Below are 20,396 nucleotides of genomic sequence, written 5' to 3' on the forward strand. Positions count from 1 at the left end.
TAAAATGAAAATCACCTCGGCACAGATGCTTACATTCTATCGTTAACTGGCGATGGTTTTTAACTTATAGTATGTTTTACTGTGTATATTAATGATTGTTTAATTAGGTTTGTTAGCATTATAGGCTGGCAATTTTATGCCAGCCTGAGTTTTATTAAAATTTACTAAATGAAACTCGAGCACACTGTACTCGTTTCATTCGGCCTTCTGATTTTAGATAGGCATCACCTTTACCATTCAATGATTCTGCTCCTGTTTCATCCATGATTACTCGACTTTCAACACCGCTTTTTACCCTTAAGGCAAGCTGGGCGGGGAGATTGGAGCGCAAGTTTGTGCTTATCACATCTCCACTAGGTTTTTGTGTGGCAATAATTACATGTATGCCAGATGCCCGAGCTTTTTGAGCAAGTCTCTTAAGATGATTTTCAATCTCTTTTTTCATTTGTGGATCATTTGTCAAGTCCGCATATTCATCTAGTACAATGACCCACCAAGGTATTTTATCTTTTGGTGAGGATGCTTTATTGAATTCAGAAAGAGTACGGACACGTTTTTCTTTGAATACATTATATCTACGCTCCATCTCATCAACAGAGTTTTTCAGGATCATGATTGCATCTTTATCGTCCCAACCAATAGGGCCCTCAAGATGATCGAAACGTTCAAATATATTTAGCTCTGTCCCTTTTGGATCAACGAGTAATAATTTCAGTTCTTCATTAGAATAAAATCTTGTTAGCCCATAAAGAATTGTATTTAGTGCTTCTGATTTACCACTACCTGTAGTTCCACCGATTAGTAGATGTGGTGAGTTTGATGATGAGAAGTTTAAATCAACTACTTCTCCAAAACGATCCTCTCCAAGAGGAGCTGCAAGGGCTTCATTTGGTCTTTGCCAAATAGACCAGATATCAAGGGCATCTACGAAATAACGTTGTTCTTCAGATTTAGGCACATCTATAGTCACATAGCCTTTATCAATGCCAAAGTGGACAGATTGCTCATTTTCCAAGCGAAGATGCAGTTTCAATGCATCTGCTTTTTCGTAGAGTTTTCTTGGATCTACACCCATTTTTGGCTTAACTTTAAAAAGAATAGATGCAGGTCCTTCGATACTGGGTTGATCTTCACTTTCGGCGGATTGAACAGAAATCCCGTGGGCATCAAAACATGCAAGAATTTCTTCGTATATCCTTTGTAGTTTCTCTCGAGACATTGAGGTTTTTTTTACAGATAAAGATGATTTTACGATGGTGTCGTCATTATAAATTATTTTTTCTTGAGACTTTAAATTATCACTACGATGGTTTCCAATTTTATCCTTAACCATTAAGCCAATATCTGTCTTGGGGATTTCTGAATAGTGATTAACAATATCACTTAAAGAAACCTTCTTTAATAAAGGGATAATGTGAGAGTTATATGTGCGGACAACTAAAACATCTTCTATTTCTTGGAGTTCAATTTTATCAGACTTATTGTCCCAGAGGCAAATAGAGTACATGGCTTTTAAAGATTTTAGAGTGTAATTACCATCTCTAAACATTGACCGTATATGTTTACGCAAGTTATCGCTATCTTCATTATCATCTGATCCTGTGTTATTAAAAGTAACACGAGCTTGGTCAGCACACATATCAATTGCGGAAAATATTTTCTCTCTCCAAAACTTTCCATCTATTTTTGATAGAGAGTTATTGACGCCTTCAGTATGTAAAATATCAGCCATAAACTGACGAGTTTGCTTGGCTTGTTGAATCCCATGCGAGTCGAATGACTGTCTTAATTTCCCTTCAATTACAAGCAAATCCAATATAACATGTCCGGACTCATCAATGGAGAACGCGAAGCGGCACATATCAGCGCGAATAGAGCCACTCCCGCCAAACCACTCAACATGCTCGTCGAGGCTTATCCATGCTGCAAAGCCTTCGTGATTAGGATGCGGGTATATATGATCTGCTAAAGTTCTTGCGACGGCTAGGCCTAGAATCTCTTCAGTAACACGGGAAACTCCCATTGCATTAAGAGCAAGGTGAGGTGAAGTCCAGCGAGTCTCGTCATAGATTACAGCTGCAAGATGCTCTAAATTACCTGTTTTTTCGGAATCATTAACCAATTTTCGGAGTTTTCTTGCGAGTCTTGATTCAACTAAAGTGCGCCCCGCTCGTGAGGATACGACAAGAGTTCCAAGTCCATTGGCACCTACACCATCTTGTATACTTAGAACATCTGGGGCACCAGCTTCAATCGACTCAATCTGGCGTCGTGAAATGTGCCTCTCCAGAGTGAGAACCCAGTGACAATTTTTATGCATAGTATTGAATAGAGATGCTAGTCCAGAAAAGTTAAGGCGTAACTCGATAAAATCCGTATTTTCTGGTTGTAATGGGGATATTGGTCGACAACGATTTGCACGAACTACAAGTGTTCCCCAAGAGTCAAGGGCTAGGTCGGGGGCTCGAGGTCTCATCACAATGGATGTTGCTCCGTCATCCCCGGTTGAATCAATCCTCGTTGTCCTGTCAAAAAGAACATCGAATTGTCTAGGTGCTTGTGTGAGAGGCTCCGTATTATGCTGGGGTTGCATTACTCCATCCAGCACATTCATTACAATGCCAATATCGAAACTATATCCGGAAATTGCTGTTTCTAGAGATGAACCTGCATCAAACTCTATAAACATAACATTTCGAGATGGGAAAAGTTTTCTACGTCTTTCCTGAGTGTTCGCGGTACCGGCACTTTCTACTGCTTTGGCGATTTTTTCCCACCTGAATCTCGGGACGGCAATTGTAAGTAACAGGTTTCCTCCATCTTTTAATGTGGTACGGAAGAGATGTTCAATCAGCTCCGCAGCAGTAAGATCTGAAGGTGGCAAAATAAGTAATACAGAAAGACCATCTTTTTTATATGGGTGGGCATCTACATAGCTGCAAATTTTTGCACAAATTGATGAAAACGCCTCCTGATCATCTCCGAACCCTTGGTTACCATTTTCAAGTTTTGAAAAATGTTCGAACCATGCTATTTCAGATTTAGCGTAAAGTAGTTCACCATCAGAATCTATCGCTACAGGTGGCATCTCTCGTGGACAACGCTTTTCCAGCCAGTCGAGATATGAATCACCATCTTGATCTGCAAAACCTAATGAATTTGATAACGAACTGAATAGAAGCTTCCGAGACTCATCTAAGTAGCTAGCGATCCAACGAAGTTTTAGAGGATGAGTAGGAAAATAAATCCTACCTTTATCACTGAATGAAATTGAATCAGACATTAATATGGAGTCAATAATTGGGATTCGGACACCATTTGGTACATATCTTTCTCTAACTTCTTTCAAGATAGTTGACCAGCAATCAAAGTAGGCATTTATAAGTTCAATCGATAATCCTTCCGTAATCACACCTTCATGCAGCTCGCACTTTGAATCAATGAATTGATCCGAAACTATACTTTTCCCTCTAGATATGTAAGATTTATCTATGGGGATATTTGCTACAGTTGTCGTCCCTGTAACAAATGGGGCGAGCCATTGTGTACCAGCAAGTTTTATTTCTTCTGTTGCCAAGCATCCACCTATTCCTTTTATACTAGGAGAGTCAGGTTCTGCTAACAATAACCAAAAAAACACCATGTGTTGTACTGAACTTGGCCGCCAATGAGCTACATCAGAACTTTCGATAATTGCTCCGGATTCGCTACGAGCAATCCACCGCAAAGGAACTGATTCCCAGCTTGGCTCATCATTTTCATCGTCATCAGATCCCATCGAACGGTATAATGCTAAAGGTTTTTGAGGGAGAAAAAGCACATCATCGACTAAGAGTTCATATTTACAATCAGCAGCTTGGCTTGCTTCTGAGATAGTTTTTAGAGTTGAACCATAGAGGAAACTAAACAGCCCTACCGATGGTGCTAATGAATCCCTTTCTCCAGCGAATTCTATACTTACTGTTACGATATTATCATTATCACTAGATTGTTTGAAACGCTGGAGTTGCCTTACAGTCTCTACGAGTGGATTTTCACATTCGTGAGGTCGAGGATAAGCCACTCTCTCGAGCATCCGTCGTGTTCGTGAGCTGATGAGATCTGCCAAAGCAGGTTGCCCTTCCTTGGCTAAAGTAGTCAAAAACCGTTCTGCATCTGATTGTTGTTTCTGATTCAGACCTGGAATTATATCCATTACTTCCAATTCACATAGTCGTTTGATGTCTGCACTTTCTATTTCTAAGCGGACTTTTTCTCCTAATTTTGTTCCAGTGCTATCTTTTTGGAATAGTTGCATGAAAATTTCGTATGGAATCTTTGATAATATATTGTTAGTTTGGTTGTTAATATATTCTTCGCAAAGGTTCTTCCATAGTTCGTTCTCATTATTGGAATATTTATCTCCATTTTCTTTAACAAATACCTTGCGTTTAACAAGCTCGATTAAGGCTAATGGATCAGCTTCTCCATTTGTTGTTCGTAGATCAGAGTAGCGTATATTTAACTCTAGCCGTCTGCGAGTTTTCCCTTCTGAACCTGCATCACGCCAATTTTTATCTGGAAATATGTCTAGATGCCATAATAATTTCCCTATCAATTCATCTGCTTTTGATTCATCAACAGCATGTTCATGGTTACTCCAATCTAATGCCACATGATAGCAGTATTTAATGAATTTACGCACCGGAATAGGTTCAATTTCTGGATGGATGAGCTGGATTAGCTCTTCAAGTCGAGAGAGCATCATTGAAGGGGGAGCGGTAGATTTCCCTAGGCTCTTCCATGCTATCGCAGATATAAGTTTAAATACTGAGTTGTAACTTCCTGCAGCAGTGTCAAAACTTGCATCAAGAAAATTGCTATCTCTGAGAGTGAAAAAGTTTTGAAGTCCTTGAGCATCACTCTGATCTTCTGTTTCTAAATAAACCAGTCCAGATTCGTTGTGATTACGGTAGAAGGTGATTGATTTACCTTCTTCAGCTATATAAGATGAGGGAATTTCTCCACCTAAGGAACTTGCGACAACAAGTTTAACATCTTTCAGTTCAGTAGATACCACCCGATTTTCCCACAATTGAACAAATTGCTGTGCCTCTTCTTTGAGAAGGTTTTTTACTCGGAAACATCGATGTTTAGAATTCGCTTCGCTTTCAAATGAATTAACTACAAGCTCTACAGCAACTGATGCTAAAATCCAACTATTCATTTATCACCCCCATAAGAAACCATCCGTGTTGCATCAGAATACATTTTTAGCATTCCGGCTGTAAGCATCTGTTCTGCTAGTGAACGTTCGTTTTCTTCAAAGATAGTGGCATCGAGATCGTTGAGAAGATTCTCAGAGCTAGCTGCATTTCTTCCAATAATGAGGCGACAATGATGATATAACCAATCGGTCATGAAATTTTCAAACTCGATTTCATCTCCACAAGCAATACCGGCCATAACTAAGGCATCTATCGATTCGAGGCGTAGCGTGAAATGCCTTCTACCTTTCCAGGCATTCCCAATGCCACATGAAACTGCCGTATTTCCAAAGAATCCTCTAATTTTCCCAAGTTGCTGAGCACTTAGCTCGCCATTTAATTCTGTCGCTTTCAGCGTCGTTGCTTTGTCTATGTTAATTAATTGGGTTTTATAATTTTTTTGCGATGCCCGTCTGAGCTGAGGATGAGTACTTGCGCAATCCAGAATAAACCCAGTTACTTTGCACGCAACAGCCGTTTCTGCTCTTCCAGCCATCATTATGACAGACCATATACCTGTCCAGGTCACTAAGGAACGGACACGGTCAACTACTGAAGCAGAATGATAACTGAGAATATTATCAACACCGTTGCGATAAAGTTCTTCCCAATCATCGTGCTTCAGTTTATTAGAGGTTGAGTAGGCTACTTCATCTGCTACCGGCTCTTTGTCAGTTATGCCTGCATCTCGTAGAGTTTTTGCGAGCATTTCGAGTGGTGATTCATCATTATTTGGATAAAGATATTGAAACCCTTCACAAATTCTTTTTAGTCGATTAAGATCTTGATCTGCTCTCAAAATAATAAATGCATATGCTCCAGCACCACGAAAATATCTTCTCTCCAGAAGTATTTGCTCTTTCCCCCTTCTCGTCCTAGCATCCCAATGTACAAGAGATCTGGTAAAGGGGAAGAAATGTGTTCTTTCCCAACTTTTTGATTTTACGAGATTGGGGAGCTCTAGCTCTAATGATCTGAGAAGTTTCGATATTGCTTGCTCTGAGTGCAGATCCAAGAGAACATTACGTTTTTCTTCTTCTAGTAATGTTTCATCACGAATGAGTCTTCTCGAAAAATCATGCGCTGAACGTTGAATTAATATTCTGCCTTCCGTTGGTTTTAATCCATCAGGTGAACAAAGAATAAAATTGAGAAGTTCAATGCCGGGATACTGACCAGCACCGTCGATATCGAATATTCCTCCAAAAACCTCTAATGAAACCACTGGTGCCTTTATATCTGACATTTAAATTAAGCTCCCCCACTCACTTGGATTACGCCCATATCTAAAGATACACTGCTGACTTTCCCATTCATAAATAAGGATATTTGTGTGCTGTCGGTTCGATCGCGTTCGGCAAGTTTTCCTAGGAAAGCTCTAATTCTCTTCATCTCATGAGCATAGAAGCCTTCGGAGATGAAACCTGATGCAGAACGAATAACACACTCGAAAGCCATCAAATCGAGGGCAATGTTAAGTGGCTCTTCAGATCTATCATCTATACGGATAACGATTCTTCGGTCTAACCAATCAACTGAGTCTGCAAGTAACCATTTAGTTTCTTGGTTGTTCCATGCATTTTTTTCAGAAAGTAAGTTAATATCTCTAATGGGAATTTGCCGCGCTATGATTGCGGCATCTGCACTTGCTCTTCCAAATGCAGGATCAACTAGAAATAATGTTGTTTCTGTCGATGAAAGACGAAGTCCTTGGATTCCATGTAACCCTGCGACTACAAGATTTTTCATCCTGAGTTTGGCCTGCGGTTTCATTTCTCCTTCGAGCATTTCTAAAAAATCGTCTCCATACTGGAAGCCTAATCGCGAAAGCATATCCTTGGCATCTGTATCATTATCAAAAAATGAGCGTCTTCTAAGACCAGCAACAACTCGTTTAACATATTCAGCTTCTCGTGATAGGTCGGTTCGACTTTGAGGCGTACCAATCACTTCGTCTATCCCATTTGCGGCATCAATGATCTTTTTATTATTTCCAAAATTAATTCTGTACAGTAAATCTAATTGACCTATTGGATAAACTTCCTCTCCATTTAGTAATTTGTCATCGACAACGCGTCTTGCAATTTTACCTGGATCAAGTTTACTAATATCCTCAAGAATAGGGATTCCTCTAAAGAGCCGATCTTCTGGTATCTCTTTAGGACGACAAAAAAGAAGATTATAGAATACATACTCGCTTTGCCATCCTGGTTCTGGAGAACGACTATTTTTTCTTCTGACATCCTCACAAGTCAGGCCGCCTGTAATGATATATGCAACCAGCATCAACATTTCACGAATGGTGATAACATGTCCCAGACGTTCGACGGTTGAGAAGAACCTTTCTATTTTGTTAATACGAACTTGAGAATTGGCACTATCCTCACCTAATAGCTCCCTGTTTTTTCGGATTGGACATTTTAGTTCTAAAACACAAGAGTTACAGCTAGATGTCCAACGCCTACCATCTCCAATCCAATGCCCTAGAGTTCTTCTGACTAAGCTTTCTGAACCATTATTTTTGTGGGCTGAAATCGACTGAAAATTGAGATTAACTATGTGTAGGTGGTTATCGGTGGATGAGAGGCCAGTCTCAAAAGTTTGTTTAAATAGATCTTTGAGTTCGGAACAAACCGTTCCAGCTAGGGGGGAGTTAATAATGGCACGTAACCGTCCTTCATTTGCACAAAGTACGAGGGATTCTCCCTGTGAATTTCCGTGCTCTTCTAGAAATTTTGCCGCACTATCAGGGTCTATTTCCGAGAAATCTTTGTGAACCCTTAGAACTGTTCGAATATTTGGCACGACAGGAGAGATAATAGATCCTCCATCACACTTAGATAGTAGTAATTTCCTACTTTCTGTTACTCCATAACCCAAATACTCACTGAGTAGCTTACGACATAAATGTGTTTTTCCATGGCCAGCATCACCTGTAAGCACGATACACCGAGCTCCTGCTTTTAGTGCCGAAAGAATATATTTAAGTGCTTCTGTATCTAATGATAGGGCATCTTCATCAGTTTGATATTCTTCATATATCTGCTCATGTGACACAGAGAATGGCAGATACCGACTCATTCTGGCAACATTTCCATTTGTTTTGGGCTGGCGTTGTTCCTGCATGTTAGTTGCTTCCTCATGGCGATGGTGGTTCGGTGACGGAGCCAAAAAGAGGTTATAGTTTAAAAATAACGCATAAGTGGGTGAGTCCCCCACAAGTAGGGCTACGAATGAAGTCCAAACTAAAACCATTAAATGTAACTATATATTACTATTATTCATACAGGTAAGAAATGGTCTGCCAGAAATTTTATGCGATAAATTAATTTATCCCTTTTCTATAGAAAATTTTATTTGTAAATCAATGTGTTATGATTTTTTAAACTAATTTTTTTTAAATTTTTATGCCAGCATCCAGATTCGTATTGTGATGTTATAAAGATGGATGAGTGAGTGGTAAATTTATTTCAATGTTAATTATTTAATTTGGTTACTTTAACTGGTGGAAAGAATAGTGAATGAATTATAGCTGCCATTTTGAAACCACAAAATTGCTTTTATAACGAGTAATTTTTAAATTTTCGCTACTGTTTCCCTATCGTAGGACTAAGCAGGATAGTTGCTCTTATAGAGCCAGAGTCTGACTCTATAAGTATTATACTAACAGTTCTCTACTATGAAGAATTTCAGCAACTATATCAGCAATTTGATTCGCCAAAAGTGGTGGCACCGCATTCCCGACCTGGTGATACTGTTGAGTTCGACCGCCCTGAAAAAAGTAGTTGTCTGGGAAAGTCTGTAATCGAGCAGCTTCTCGTACTGTCAAACTTCTGCACTGTACCGGGTCATAATGGATGAAATAGTGTCCATCCTTGGATATGTGGCTAGTAATCGTTGTCGACGGATGATCTTTGATTTGTACTCTAAATCTGTCCGAAAACTTGCCTGACTCCCAGTTCTTATGGGCAGGGGCTAGCCCTGGCAAATTAAATTCCTTATGTCCCTTGGGCGATCGGTTGTAGACAGAAGCGAAGGTTGCGGCATAACCGTAACGTCCCAGATCGTCGATACGATGGCCACGAGTTTCATGGTTAAGCCAGACATTTAAGCGATCGTCTAATAGCCATTCATTAAGGTATTCGTGTCCTGTTTGTCCAGAAACACCGGTTTTTTTAGGCAGCCTTGTACTTCCTGTTGCTAGGACGCAACCTATACTGGCAGAGGTTTTTTGCAGATATGGGGCTAAATCTTTTACGGTACCGTCAGATGTCGACGCGACTTCTGTCAGTGTTTGCAGTTCCTTGCCAACCAACTCTGCCCATAAAGTATTGGAGTCCTTTTCTTTGCTTAACAAACTTCTCAAAGCAGGGAGACCTCCAATAGCATCTTTGACTGATACTGAGTTTTGGTAGGACAACTTGGGCAACTTACCTTGATAGCGATCTTCTCGAATCCCTAACAATATGACTCTATGGCGAGCCTGCGGTATGCCAAAGTCTTCAGCACGAATGATATATTTCGATAGATCCAGCTGGTTTGGATCATCACCATCACTAAATACTTGATCACTGACAAGTGACACTATGTGATAGCGCTGACCTTTTTTCGCTGCTCCCAAGGCAGCATTTGGATTGGCAAGATCTTTGAGGATCTCATGGAATATTTTTTGACCGTTGATAGTCGACGAGAGAATTCCTTTGACATTCTCCATGACAAAAATATCAGGTTGGTAGTTTTGTATGATCCTCAGGTATTCGCGATAGAGAAAATGGCGATGATCATCTTCTGCCTTGTAGTCAGCTTTACCCTTGTTTCTGGCTCTACCTACCAGTGAATACGCTTGACAAGGTGGCCCACCAATTAGCACCCAGGGCTCTTCAGGGGAACGTTTATCTAATGCTGTTTTAATTGAAGCATCAAGAGTAGCATTTCCATCGACGCTGCCGATTTCTATGCACATGGCTTCTTCACCTGCTTTATTCCAAAGCTCTTCGGTCTCAGCGCTATAAGGTTCCTCTGTTTGACCATTGCAGAAGCGATAGTAGTCATCCAGCTTCTCTGGTTTACTACTACAGAGAAGTCGGAAGAAGGCGCGGAGACGGAGAGTTTTGTGAGCAATAGGATCTTTCTCGGCTGAGACCGCTATCTGGAAGGTCTCACCATTGTTCAGCGCAGAGAAGCCTTCACCTAGCCCACCAGGTCCTGCAAAAAGGTCAACAATTGGTATCGGTAACGAAGTTGTACTCATGAGTTCTATTTGTGATTTTAGTCAGGTAGCCAGGATACCAGGAAGAGACGCAAACAGGAAGCATCATGGATATTGTTGACCCTAAAACACGATCTAGAATGATGTCAGGCATCAAAAGCAAGAATACGCAGCCAGAAATACTCGTGCGTAAGTACCTTCATGAACAAGGGTTCCGGTTCAGACTGCACATTGCGGACTTACCCGGCAAGCCAGATATTGTTCTTCCCAAGTATAAACTGTGCATCTTAGTGCATGGTTGCTTCTGGCATCGACATGAAGGATGCCGTTATGCTACTACTCCATCAACCCGTCCTGAGTTTTGGATTAAAAAACTTGCATCGAATAAACAACGTGATATCCGCGTCAAGATGCAATTGCTGGAAGCGGGGTGGCGAGTATTCGAATTATGGGAGTGTGGTTTTAGAAAGAAGGGGGAAAATTCTTTAAACTGGTTACCAGAGATGATCAAGAGCAATATTCAAACTCTAAGTTGGCCTGACTATATTTGCAGTGGGGATGCATAGCCAGGCGACAAACTCCTTTAGTGTTTCGTCAATGTCCCCCCATTACCCCAAATCCCCCCCATTACTGGCAATCACCTGCTTGTACCACCAGAAAGATTTCTTGCGCGTGCGGGCGAGGGTACCGTTGCCGTGGTCGTCGCGGTCGACGTAAACCAGGCCGTAGCGTTTGCTCATTTCCCCGGTCGATGCCGCCACCAGGTCAATGCAGCCCCAGGTGGTGTAGCCCATCACCGGCACGCCGTCGGCGATGGCGTCGGCCATGGCGCGGATGTGCTCCCGCAGGTAGCTGATGCGGTAATCGTCCTCTATCTCGCCTGCGGCATTGAACTCGTCGTGTGCGCCCAGGCCGTTTTCCACCAGGAACAGCGGTTTTTGGTAGCGGTCGTACATCATGTTCATGGTGATGCGCAAACCCAACGGGTCGATGCCCCAGCCCCAGTCGCTGCGCGGGATATGCGGGTTGGTCAGGGATTTCACCACGTTGGCGGCGCTGCTGTTGTTGTCGTTCATATCGGCAGACGCGCAGCGCGAGGCGTAATAGCTGAAGGAGACAAAATCGACGGTGTTCTTCAGGATCTCGGCGTCACCTTCCTCCATCGCAATGCTCACGCCTTTCTCGCGGAACACCCGGGCAGAGTAAGCAGGGTAGGCACCACGGGCCTGCACGTCGATAAAGAACAGGTTCTCGCGGTCTTTCTCCAGCGCGGCCCACACGTCTTCCGGCTTGCTGGACCAGGGGTAAAAATTGCCGCCGGCCAGCATGCAGCCCACCTGGTTGGCGGGGTTCACCTCGTGGGCGATGCGGGTTGCCAGCGCACTGGCTACCAGTTCGTGGTGTACGGCCTGGTATTTTACCTGCTCGGGGTTCTCGCCCGCCTCAAACACCAATCCTGCGCCGGAGAACGGGCTGTGCAGCACAATGTTGATCTCGTTGAAGGTGAGCCAATACTTCACCAGCCCGTCGAAGGCTTCGAAGCAGGTGCGGGCATAGCGGGTGAAAAACTCCACCATTTTGCGGCTGCGCCAGGAGCCGTATTCGGTCACCAGGTGCATCGGCACGTCGAAATGGCACAGCGTCACTAGCGGTTCGATGCCGTATTTGCGGCACTCTTTGAACAGGCTGCGGTAGAAGGCGATGCCTTCCGGGTTGGGCGTCAGCTCGTCGCCGTTCGGGTAAATCCGGCTCCAGGCGATGGAGGTGCGGAACACGCTAAAGCCCATCTCCGCCATCAGCGCGATGTCATCGCGGTAGCGGTGGTAAAAATCAATCGCGTCGTGGCTGGGGTAAAACTCGTCTTCGCGCAGGGTAAAGCGCTTCTCCAGGCCAAGCTTTACCGGCATGCGGTTGGGGCCATGCGGGATCATGTCAACCGTGGTCAGCCCTTTGCCACCCTCGCGATAGCCCCCTTCCGACTGGTTGGCGGCTAAGGCGCCGCCCCATAAAAACCCTTGCGGGAATGTTGAATCAGACATGCAATCCTCAATTACCCGTCATACTTGAAGTTGCATCTGTGTTGGCTGCGTTACAAGACCCATCCGTGGGTCTTGCCCCTTCGGGGCCGCTGCAAGCAGCGTTCAAATCTGTTCCTGACAGATTTGTCGCACACCCCAGTCACTTAGCTGACTAAGCTCCTGGGGATGTACGGCCTTGCCGCCGTGATGCAACACCAATTATGTAGGGTAAAAAATAGTGTGTTAATGGGTAGCGTTAGCGGTATTGGCCGCAGGCGCGGTTGTCGTTGGGGCCTCTTCGCTTTCCGGAATATCTTCAAAGCCCAACAGCAGCGTGAGCACGAATGACAGCACCACGGAAAGCACCATCACGCCGCCGACCCAGACAATGCTCATCGGGTTCGACGGGTCAAAGAACTGCACGCTGGTGAACAGGCCGGGTGAAGCCATCGAATGGCTGGCTAATCCGCCAATGCCGGCGACGGCGCCGCAGATAAAGCCGCTGATCAGGCTGGCGATTAATGGGCGTTTGAGCCGCACCGCCACGCCGTACAGCGCCGGTTCGGAAATGCCCGCCACAATGGCGGAAGCGGCGGCAGCCAAGGCGGTCTGGCGCAGCTCGCGGTTCTTGGTTTTGAACGCCACCGCCAGCGAAGAGCCGCCGAGCGACAGGTTGGCGCCAATCTCCGAAGGCATCACCATGCCCTCTTTGCCGGTTTCGGCGATGGTCTGAATGATGGTCGGGGTGAAGACGCGGTGCATGCCGGTCATCACCAGCAGCGGCCAGATCGCCCCCATAATGGCGACGGAAAGCCAGCCCAAATAGCCATGCACGGTATACACCAGCGCCGAGATACCGCTGCCGATCCAGATGCCCAACGGGCCGATCAACACAATTGCGATCGGCGCGGCGATCAGCACAATCAGCATCGGCTTAAGGAAGTTCTTGGTTACCGCCGGGGTGATGCGATCGACCCATCGTTCGATATACGACAGGATCCAGGTCATCACCAGCGCCGGGATCACCGTGTAGGTGTATTTCACCGCCGTCACCGGAATGTAGGCGAACTCCACCGCCTGGCCCTGCGCCGCCTTGGCCATCAGATCGATAAAGTTAGGGTGCAACAGCACACCGGCAATGGCGATCGCCAGCGACATGTTGGTTTTGAATTTAAGGGCGGCCGACGCGGCGACCATCACCGGCAGGAAGAAGAACGCGCCGTCGCCAATCACATTGAGGATGATCAGCGTCGACGAGCCTTTTTCGAACACGCCGGCCATATCCAGCATCATCGCCAGCAGCTTCACCATCGAACCGCCGATGATGGCCGGGATCAGCGGCGACATGGTGCCGACCAGCGCGTCGAGAATGCCGGCGCCAATGCTTTTCAGGGTGATTTTACGTTTTGCCGGCGCGGCGGCAGGAGCGTTACCCGGCATGCCGAGCGCCAGCACCGCCTGATAGGCTTTCGACACTTCGTTGCCGATGATCACCTGGCACTGCTCGCCGCTGTGCACCACGCCCATCACGCCGCTAATCGCTTTGAGTCTTGGCGTGTCGATCAGCGCCTTGTCTTTCACCACGAATCGCAGGCGGGTCATGCAGTGCGTAACGGCTTCGACGTTCGCGCGGCCGCCCAACGCATCCACGATGGCGTGCGAGATCTCTGTGTAGTTCTTCGGCATGGAGTATCGTCTCTTAGATTATGGGTATACCCGTCATACTTGAAGCTGCATCTGTGTTGGCTGCGTTATAAGACCCATCGTGGGTCTTCCCCCTTCGGGGCCGCTGCAAGCAGCGTTCAAATCTGTTCCCGACAGATTTGTCACTCACCCGAATCACTTACTTGAGTAAGTTCATCGGGATGAGACTCGCTGGCCGCGTTACTCGGCAAAGCCTCGCCCCGTTGGGGCCAGCGCAAGCGCTGTTCAACAAAACCCTTGGTTTTGTTGTGATGCCGCTCCAATTATTTAGGGTATAAGTACGCGCCTGGGCGATCCGCCGTTCCATGTCAATGAAACGCCCACAAGAAACCGGTTTCACAAAATCATGCTGATCTGTTTTAACTCTGGCAAGAATTATGATTTTTTGGTTTTTCATTTCGTGAAGTCAGTCACTTTAAGGCTAGGGAGGGCGGCAACGGCAGGCGCGAAAACATTCCAAAGGCGGGGCGTCTTGGGTAGACTGCGCGGAACCCTGGATTTTGACGGCGCAGAGATGGCAACAATACTTGAGGTGGCAAAAAGGGCCGGCGTTTCGAAAGCGACGGTGTCCCGCGTGTTATCCGGCAGCGGCTATGTGGGCCCGGAGAAGCGCGAACGGGTAGAGAAAGCCATCGCCGAGACCGGCTATCGGCCCAATCTGCTGGCGCGCAACCTCGCCACCAAAACCACTCAGACCATCGGGCTGGTGGTCACCAACACGCTGTACAGCGGCAACTATTTCAGCGAGCTGATGTTCCAGTCGGCGCGCATCATGGAAGAGCACGGCCGCCAACTGATCCTGGCGGACGGCAAGCACACCGCCGAAGAAGAAAAGGCCGCTATTCAATTCCTGTTGGACCTGCGCTGCGACGGCGTGATCATCTACCCGCGCTTTCTGTCGATTGCGGAAATGGACGAGATCATTTCCCAGCACAAACAGCCGATCCTGGTGATCAACCGTCGGTTAAGGCTGAACGACAGCTACTGCATCTTCAGCGATCAGCACGCCACCAGCGCGGCGGCGGTGGGGCACCTGATCGAACAGGGGCACCGCGATATCGCTTTCATCACCGGTTCGCTGGATTCGCCCACCGGGCTGGAGCGGCTTTCCGGCTATAAAGCCGCGTTGGCGGAGCAGGGTATTGCCGTCAATAGCGCCCTGATTGTCGAGGGGAAGTGGAATGCGCAAAGCGGCATGGCGGCGGTTGATACGCTGGTGGCCAGCGGCAGCGCTTTCAGCGCCATTGTCGCCAGCAACGACGAGATGGCTATCGGCGCTATCAAGCGGTTGACGGAGCGCCAAATTCCGGTGCCGTCCGCCGTTTCGGTGATTGGTTTTGATGACATCCCGCTGGCGCCTTATACCATCCCTTCGCTCTCCAGCATGAAAATGCCGGTAACCGATATGATCAAGGAAACCATCAATCGGTTGGTGTCGATGCTGGACGGCGGCGAGCTGAGCAAACGGCCCACCTTCCCGGCCAGCCTGATCCTGCGTGATTCGGTAGCGGGGGGGCCTTATTTTCAGAAGGGGTAAGGGGGAGGCGGGTTTTATTATTTCCCACGGTACGTCATATAAATTTTTTGAATTTCAGGATCATCCAGACTGCCGTAGGAGATATTTTCTTTATCTAAGCCATCCAGCCCTTTTATCCCTCCGATGATGGTCGGCCAGTCATCACGGCTTGATATGTCGACGACAAAAGGCTGCAGATAATGGTCAAGATGTCTCTGAGAAGGGGCGTTTATCTTGTCAGTCAAAGCCTGGAGATAGTCATTTTTATTGCTCTCTGGCCAGTTAATGGTGAATCCGGCACGGAAGCTGAGTTCCATAAACACCAGCAAAATAGTACGGCCATTGCCGTCAAGAAAGGGATGCGCAAAAGCCAATAATCCCATAACCTCCCCTGGCCGTTCCCTGAAGCGTTCCTTGTCCACTGCGAGTCGCAGTGCATAATCAACGGCCAGACGAATAGAATCAGGTCGCTCAAAGACAGTATGGCGCGAATTTTTCTCTGAGCCTTTGAAGACGGCCAGATGAGGAACTAGTTCATTTCGATCCTTTCCCGCCCAAGGATAGAAGTCAGAGAAAAGAATTTCGTGAACTTTAAGAACAGACGAGTAGTTGATGTGCTTTGTTTGGGCGAGATAACTGAGGGCATCTTCGATACTTAATTCGAAAGAGAGATGTTCAGACTTTTTTATTTCAGCCGGTTCTTTGAGGTGCAGGGTATTCTGAAGATAGCCAGCAGCATCAAAGTCGCCGAACGGGTCAAAAATCATGTTGTTAATTTCTTGCGGGCATTCCTTTGTTCAAGGAAGTAACGACCCTGAAGGCTAAGTATTTCAGACTTGGTAAGCACACCTTTGCGTTTAAGATTAACCATGAGTTGTTCAACGTCATCCAATTCGACGGTGTCGTCAGCCAGACCAGTAATGGCAACCGCCATACGGCTAATGCCGTCGCGGTAATCTGTAATTTCATGATCTTTTGCGAGTTTATGGACATAACGTGCAACACTAACGAGAGATCTTTGCGGCATTTTGGCATCCTCAGTCATTGCTCATATTTTAGCATGCCACTGCTGTTCTGTCTTCGCAGCGCAACCTATGATGGCACTTCAGACTGCGCCACTTAACTCGAAAGGACTCTATCAACCCAACTCGGCAAACCGCTGGCGAATCGTCTCCTCCGGCAAATCTACGCCAATAAACACCAAGGTGCTGCGGCGCTCTTCCTCCGGCAGCCACTCGCGATCCCAGTCGGCGTTATACAGCCGTTGTACGCCCTGGAATAACAGCCGGCGCGGCTCGTCCTTGATCGACAAAATGCCCTTATAACGCAGCAGGCTGTCGGCGTATTCCAGCAGCAGGCCTTCCATCACTTCGGAAATCTGCATCAGCTCCAGCGGCTGGTCGTGGTACACCACGATCGAGCCAATGTTGTTTTGCGCTTGCGGAATGCGGCGGAACAGCGGCGTCGGCGGCGTCAGGGTCAGCTTGTCGTTCAGCACAAAGCCTTCGATGTCGAACAGTACGCTGAGATCGATATCGCCGTGCGTCACTTTATACACCGGTGCGCGGGCGTTCATCTGCTGCAGGCGTTGGATCAGCGCTTCGCAGTCCGGTGCCACGTCGGTTTTGGTCAGCAGAATGCGGTCGGCGTAGCCCACCTGCGCCTGCGCGATGCTGAACTGGGTCAGTTGTTGGTCAGCATGTGCGGCGTCCACCAGGGTGATGATGCCGTCCAGCAGGAAGCGTTCGCAGAGGATCTCGTGCGAGAAAAAGGTCTGGGTGATTGGGCCGGGATCGGCCATGCCGGTGCATTCGATGATCAATCGATCGAACGCCAACTGGCCCTGGTCTACGCCGTCCAGCAAGTCCAGCAGCGCATCGGCCAGTTCGTTGGATTTGCTGCAGCAGATGCAGCCGTTGCTCAGGGTGGTGATGCGGCTGGCGCGGTCGCCAATCAGCGCATTGTCGATCGGCACTTCGCCGAATTCGTTTTCGATTACCGCAATCTTGTAGCCGTGCTCGGCGTTGAGAATATGGCGTAGCAGAGTGGTTTTACCGGCGCCCAAAAAGCCGGTCAGAATGGTGACTGCGATGGGTTTCATTACGGGTCCTTATTAACAGCAGCGCATGCCGCCTTTGCCGTCCCCACCGTAGCGGGCCTGCTGGCGTTCGCGGAAAAACTCTTTATAGGTCATCACCGGTTTGTCCGGGTGGTTGTCTTTCATGTGCTGGACGTAGGTATCGTAGTCGGGCACGCCCACTAACATGCGCGCTGCCTGACCGAGGTATTTCCCCGCCTGGCCGAGATTTCCGAACATCGCCTTCTCCCCAAAAAATTACCCTGCATAACAGCTTTCATTATGCAGGGTATCCGTTAAATCACCATCAGTGCTGCGGTGAAACTTTGACGTCCCCCTCAGTTACGCCGTTGGAGGGCGCTTCTTCAGGCACCGGCACGTACGGCGTTTCCTGGTCGCTGCGGTTCGGGTTTTTATGCGCCGCCATGGCGGTTTTCACCCCGTAGAAGATGATGCTGTACACCACCAGCAGGAACAGAATGCTCAGCCCGGCGTTGGTGTAGTTGTTCACCACGATATGGTTCATGTTAGCCACTTGCTGAGCGGTCAGCTCGGCACCGCCTTCGGCGATTTTGCGCTTGTACTCACCGGCCTGGAAGAAGAAGCCTTCCAACTGAGGGTTGTCGCTGAACAGCTTCAGACCCAGGGCGTAAGTGGTACAAATCAGCAGCCATACCGCCGGCAGCACGGTGACCCAAATGTATTGGGTGCGCTTCATCTTAATCAGCACCACGGTACCCAACACCAGCGCCACGGCGGCCAGCATCTGGTTGGAGATGCCGAACAGCGGCCACAGGCTCTTCACGCCGCCGAGCGGATCGACCACCCCTTGATACAACAGGTAACCCCACAGGCCCACGCAGCCGGCGGTGCCGACAATACCGGCCACCAGCGAGTCGGTTTTCTTCAGGAACGGCACGAAGTTGCCCAACAGGTCCTGCAGCATAAAGCGGCCGGAACGGGTACCGGCATCCAGCGCGGTCAGAATAAACAGTGCTTCAAACAGAATACCGAAGTGGTACCAGAAGCCCATGTTGGCACCAGGAATGATCTGGTGGAACACGTGGGCGATACCCACTGCCAGCGTAGGTGCGCCACCGGCGCGGTTCAGCACCGAAGGCTCGCCGATGTCCTTGGCGGTCTGCAGGATCTGTTCCGGGCTGATGACAAAGCCCCATGAGCTGACGGTCGCCGCCGCGTGGGCGGTCACATCTTTCAGTGACGCCATGATCATCGGCGCATCTTCGGTACCCAAACGGTGCAGGTCAGGCATGGTGATGCCCAGTGCTGCCGGCGGGGTGTTCATGGCGAAGTACAGGCCCGGCTCGATAATCGAAGCCGCCACCAACGCCATGATGGCCACGAAGGACTCCATCAGCATCGCGCCGTAACCGATAAAGCGCGCGTCTTTTTCATTGGCCAGCAGCTTCGGTGTGGTGCCGGAGGCGATCAACGCATGGAAGCCGGACACGGCGCCACAGGCGATGGTAATGAACAGGAACGGGAACACCGAGCCTTTCCACACCGGGCCTGTCCCGTCGACAAACTGGGTGATCGCCGGCATTTTCAGCTCAGGGTTGAGGATCACGATGCCAATCGCCAGCCCGACGATAACGCCAATTTTCAGGAAGGTCGCCAGATAGTCGCGCGGCGCCAGGATCAGCCAGACCGGCAGCAGGGCGGAAACGAACGCATAACCAATCAGCGTATAGGTGATGGTGGTGTCTTTAAAGGTCAGCGCCGGGCCCCAGTACGGATCGTGGGCAATCACGCCGCCGAACCAGATGGAAGCTACCAGCAGCACGATGCCAATGATCGACACTTCGCCCACCCGTCCAGGACGCAGGAAGCGCATGTAAACGCCCATAAACAGGGCAATCGGCACGGTGGAACAGACGGTGAACACGCCCCACGGGCTTTCCGCCAGCGCTTTCACCACGATCAGGGCCAGCACCGCCAGGATGATGATCATGATCAGGAAGCAGCCAAACAGCGCGATGGTCCCCGGTACCGGGCCCATTTCCTTTTTGATGATCTCGCCAAGCGAAGCGCCGTTGCGGCGCGAGGAAATGAACAGCACCATAAAGTCCTGCACCGCCCCCGCCAGCACCACGCCGCCCAGCAGCCACAGCGTGCCGGGCAGGTAGCCGACCTGCGCTGCCAGCACCGGGCCCACCAGTGGGCCAGCCCCGGCAATGGCGGCGAAGTGGTGGCCGAACAGCACGTTTTTGTTGGTTGGCACGTAGTTCAGGCCGTCGTTATTGACCACCGCCGGCGTCGCGCGGAAGGCGTCCAGCTTCATCACCTTGGTGGCGATGTACAGGCTGTAATAACGGTAAGCCACCAGATACACCGCCACCGAGGCGACGATGATCCACAGCGCGCTGATGTGTTCGCCACGGCGCAGCGCAACCACGCCCAGGCAGGACGCGCCGAGTATTCCCAGCAGCATCCAGGGTATGTGTTTTAAAATCCCCTCTCTGTTCATTGAGGTGTCCTTAGTTCAAATCTGCAAAATGAGTGAGTTAACCCGCTTATAAGATGTTTCAGGCACGCGGCCCGGTGCGGATAACGTTCGGGTACGAACTCTAAATAATTCGAGTGGCATTGAGGCGGCAAGGGCGCG

General features: G+C 48.3%; 13 protein-coding genes. 2 read left to right on the forward strand and 11 right to left on the reverse strand.

The genetic code is table 11. The features are described 5' to 3' along the window. Positions 1 to 154: 154 nt before the first annotated feature. The 4 genes from NR114_RS18375 to NR114_RS18390 all read right to left on the reverse strand — a co-directional run bounded on the left by NR114_RS18375 (position 155) and on the right by NR114_RS18390 (position 10,497). Positions 155 to 5,206 carry an FtsK/SpoIIIE domain-containing protein gene (locus NR114_RS18375; protein ID WP_256814427.1) on the reverse strand — a complete coding sequence of 1,684 codons (5,052 nt, stop codon included), beginning with the start codon at positions 5,204 to 5,206 and terminating at the stop codon, positions 155 to 157. After that, the gene (locus tag NR114_RS18380; protein WP_234530963.1) at positions 5,203 to 6,492 is read right to left on the reverse strand and encodes a hypothetical protein; all 1,290 of its coding nucleotides are present in this window, start codon (positions 6,490 to 6,492) and stop codon (positions 5,203 to 5,205) included. The genes NR114_RS18375 and NR114_RS18380 overlap by 4 nt, the downstream gene beginning before the upstream one ends. Before the next feature lie 5 nt (positions 6,493 to 6,497). Next, entirely contained in the window at positions 6,498 to 8,372 is a 1,875-nt protein-coding gene (locus NR114_RS18385; protein WP_234530964.1) for an ATP-binding protein, read from the reverse strand. A gap of 532 nt (positions 8,373 to 8,904) precedes the next feature. After that, positions 8,905 to 10,497, reverse strand: coding sequence for a DNA cytosine methyltransferase (locus NR114_RS18390; RefSeq protein ID WP_234530558.1), 1,593 nt, complete (start codon positions 10,495 to 10,497; stop codon positions 8,905 to 8,907). A 65-nt stretch (positions 10,498 to 10,562) separates the two neighbouring features. Between NR114_RS18390 and NR114_RS18395 the strand changes: the two genes are divergently transcribed. After that, positions 10,563 to 11,021 (forward strand): very short patch repair endonuclease, encoded by a 459-nt coding sequence (locus NR114_RS18395; RefSeq protein WP_234530556.1) that lies wholly within the window; start codon positions 10,563 to 10,565, stop codon positions 11,019 to 11,021. Positions 11,022 to 11,063: 42 nt separating this feature from the next. Here NR114_RS18395 and NR114_RS18400 read toward each other — a convergent pair whose 3' ends face one another. Further along, entirely contained in the window at positions 11,064 to 12,494 is a 1,431-nt protein-coding gene (locus tag NR114_RS18400; protein ID WP_234530555.1) for a 6-phospho-beta-glucosidase, read from the reverse strand. A 222-nt stretch (positions 12,495 to 12,716) separates the two neighbouring features. Further along, a complete protein-coding gene (gene ascF, locus NR114_RS18405) occupies positions 12,717 to 14,159 on the reverse strand; it encodes a PTS cellobiose/arbutin/salicin transporter subunit IIBC (protein WP_115060228.1) in 1,443 nt (480 codons plus the stop codon). Positions 14,160 to 14,691: 532 nt separating this feature from the next. Here ascF and NR114_RS18410 point away from each other — a divergent pair. After that, on the forward strand, positions 14,692 to 15,714 hold the full coding sequence (locus tag NR114_RS18410; protein ID WP_256814426.1) for a LacI family DNA-binding transcriptional regulator: 1,023 nt from the start codon (positions 14,692 to 14,694) through the stop codon (positions 15,712 to 15,714). A 17-nt stretch (positions 15,715 to 15,731) separates the two neighbouring features. Here the strand turns inward: NR114_RS18410 and NR114_RS18415 are convergent, their stop codons facing one another. The 5 genes from NR114_RS18415 to NR114_RS18435 form a co-directional block, all read right to left on the reverse strand. Then, positions 15,732 to 16,460 carry a Fic family protein gene (locus NR114_RS18415; RefSeq protein ID WP_256814425.1) on the reverse strand — a complete coding sequence of 243 codons (729 nt, stop codon included), beginning with the start codon at positions 16,458 to 16,460 and terminating at the stop codon, positions 15,732 to 15,734. Next, a complete protein-coding gene (locus tag NR114_RS18420) occupies positions 16,457 to 16,720 on the reverse strand; it encodes a hypothetical protein (protein WP_041415195.1) in 264 nt (87 codons plus the stop codon). Before NR114_RS18420 ends, NR114_RS18415 begins: the two co-directional genes overlap by 4 nt. Before the next feature lie 111 nt (positions 16,721 to 16,831). Next, positions 16,832 to 17,794 (reverse strand): GTPase, encoded by a 963-nt coding sequence (gene yjiA, locus NR114_RS18425; RefSeq protein WP_256814424.1) that lies wholly within the window; start codon positions 17,792 to 17,794, stop codon positions 16,832 to 16,834. 12 nt (positions 17,795 to 17,806) lie between these two features. Continuing rightward, the gene (locus tag NR114_RS18430; RefSeq protein ID WP_004953088.1) at positions 17,807 to 18,010 is read right to left on the reverse strand and encodes a YbdD/YjiX family protein; all 204 of its coding nucleotides are present in this window, start codon (positions 18,008 to 18,010) and stop codon (positions 17,807 to 17,809) included. Between the two features lie 67 nt (positions 18,011 to 18,077). Continuing rightward, positions 18,078 to 20,258: a carbon starvation CstA family protein gene (locus NR114_RS18435; RefSeq protein ID WP_046374598.1), complete on the reverse strand. Its 2,181-nt coding sequence runs from the start codon at positions 20,256 to 20,258 to the stop codon at positions 18,078 to 18,080. Between the last annotated feature and the right edge of the window lie 138 nt (positions 20,259 to 20,396).

It is taken from the genome of Serratia sp. Ser99, from assembly GCF_024519545.1.
GTDB lineage: Bacteria > Pseudomonadota > Gammaproteobacteria > Enterobacterales > Enterobacteriaceae > Serratia > Serratia liquefaciens.

Bases quoted from the DNA above. Each gene is read 5' to 3' on its own strand.
- NR114_RS18375 (WP_256814427.1), bottom strand. From the start codon at position 5,206: ATGAATAGTTGGATTTTAGCATCAGTTGCTGTAGAGCTTGTAGTTAAT.
- NR114_RS18380 (WP_234530963.1), bottom strand. From the start codon at position 6,492: ATGTCAGATATAAAGGCACCAGTGGTTTCATTAGAGGTTTTTGGAGGA.
- NR114_RS18385 (WP_234530964.1), bottom strand. From the start codon at position 8,372: ATGCAGGAACAACGCCAGCCCAAAACAAATGGAAATGTTGCCAGAATG.
- NR114_RS18390 (WP_234530558.1), bottom strand. From the start codon at position 10,497: ATGAGTACAACTTCGTTACCGATACCAATTGTTGACCTTTTTGCAGGA.
- NR114_RS18395 (WP_234530556.1), top strand. From the start codon at position 10,563: ATGGATATTGTTGACCCTAAAACACGATCTAGAATGATGTCAGGCATC.
- NR114_RS18400 (WP_234530555.1), bottom strand. From the start codon at position 12,494: ATGTCTGATTCAACATTCCCGCAAGGGTTTTTATGGGGCGGCGCCTTA.
- ascF (WP_115060228.1), bottom strand. From the start codon at position 14,159: ATGCCGAAGAACTACACAGAGATCTCGCACGCCATCGTGGATGCGTTG.
- NR114_RS18410 (WP_256814426.1), top strand. From the start codon at position 14,692: ATGGCAACAATACTTGAGGTGGCAAAAAGGGCCGGCGTTTCGAAAGCG.
- NR114_RS18415 (WP_256814425.1), bottom strand. From the start codon at position 16,460: ATGATTTTTGACCCGTTCGGCGACTTTGATGCTGCTGGCTATCTTCAG.
- NR114_RS18420 (WP_041415195.1), bottom strand. From the start codon at position 16,720: ATGCCGCAAAGATCTCTCGTTAGTGTTGCACGTTATGTCCATAAACTC.
- yjiA (WP_256814424.1), bottom strand. From the start codon at position 17,794: ATGAAACCCATCGCAGTCACCATTCTGACCGGCTTTTTGGGCGCCGGT.
- NR114_RS18430 (WP_004953088.1), bottom strand. From the start codon at position 18,010: ATGTTCGGAAATCTCGGCCAGGCGGGGAAATACCTCGGTCAGGCAGCG.
- NR114_RS18435 (WP_046374598.1), bottom strand. From the start codon at position 20,258: ATGAACAGAGAGGGGATTTTAAAACACATACCCTGGATGCTGCTGGGA.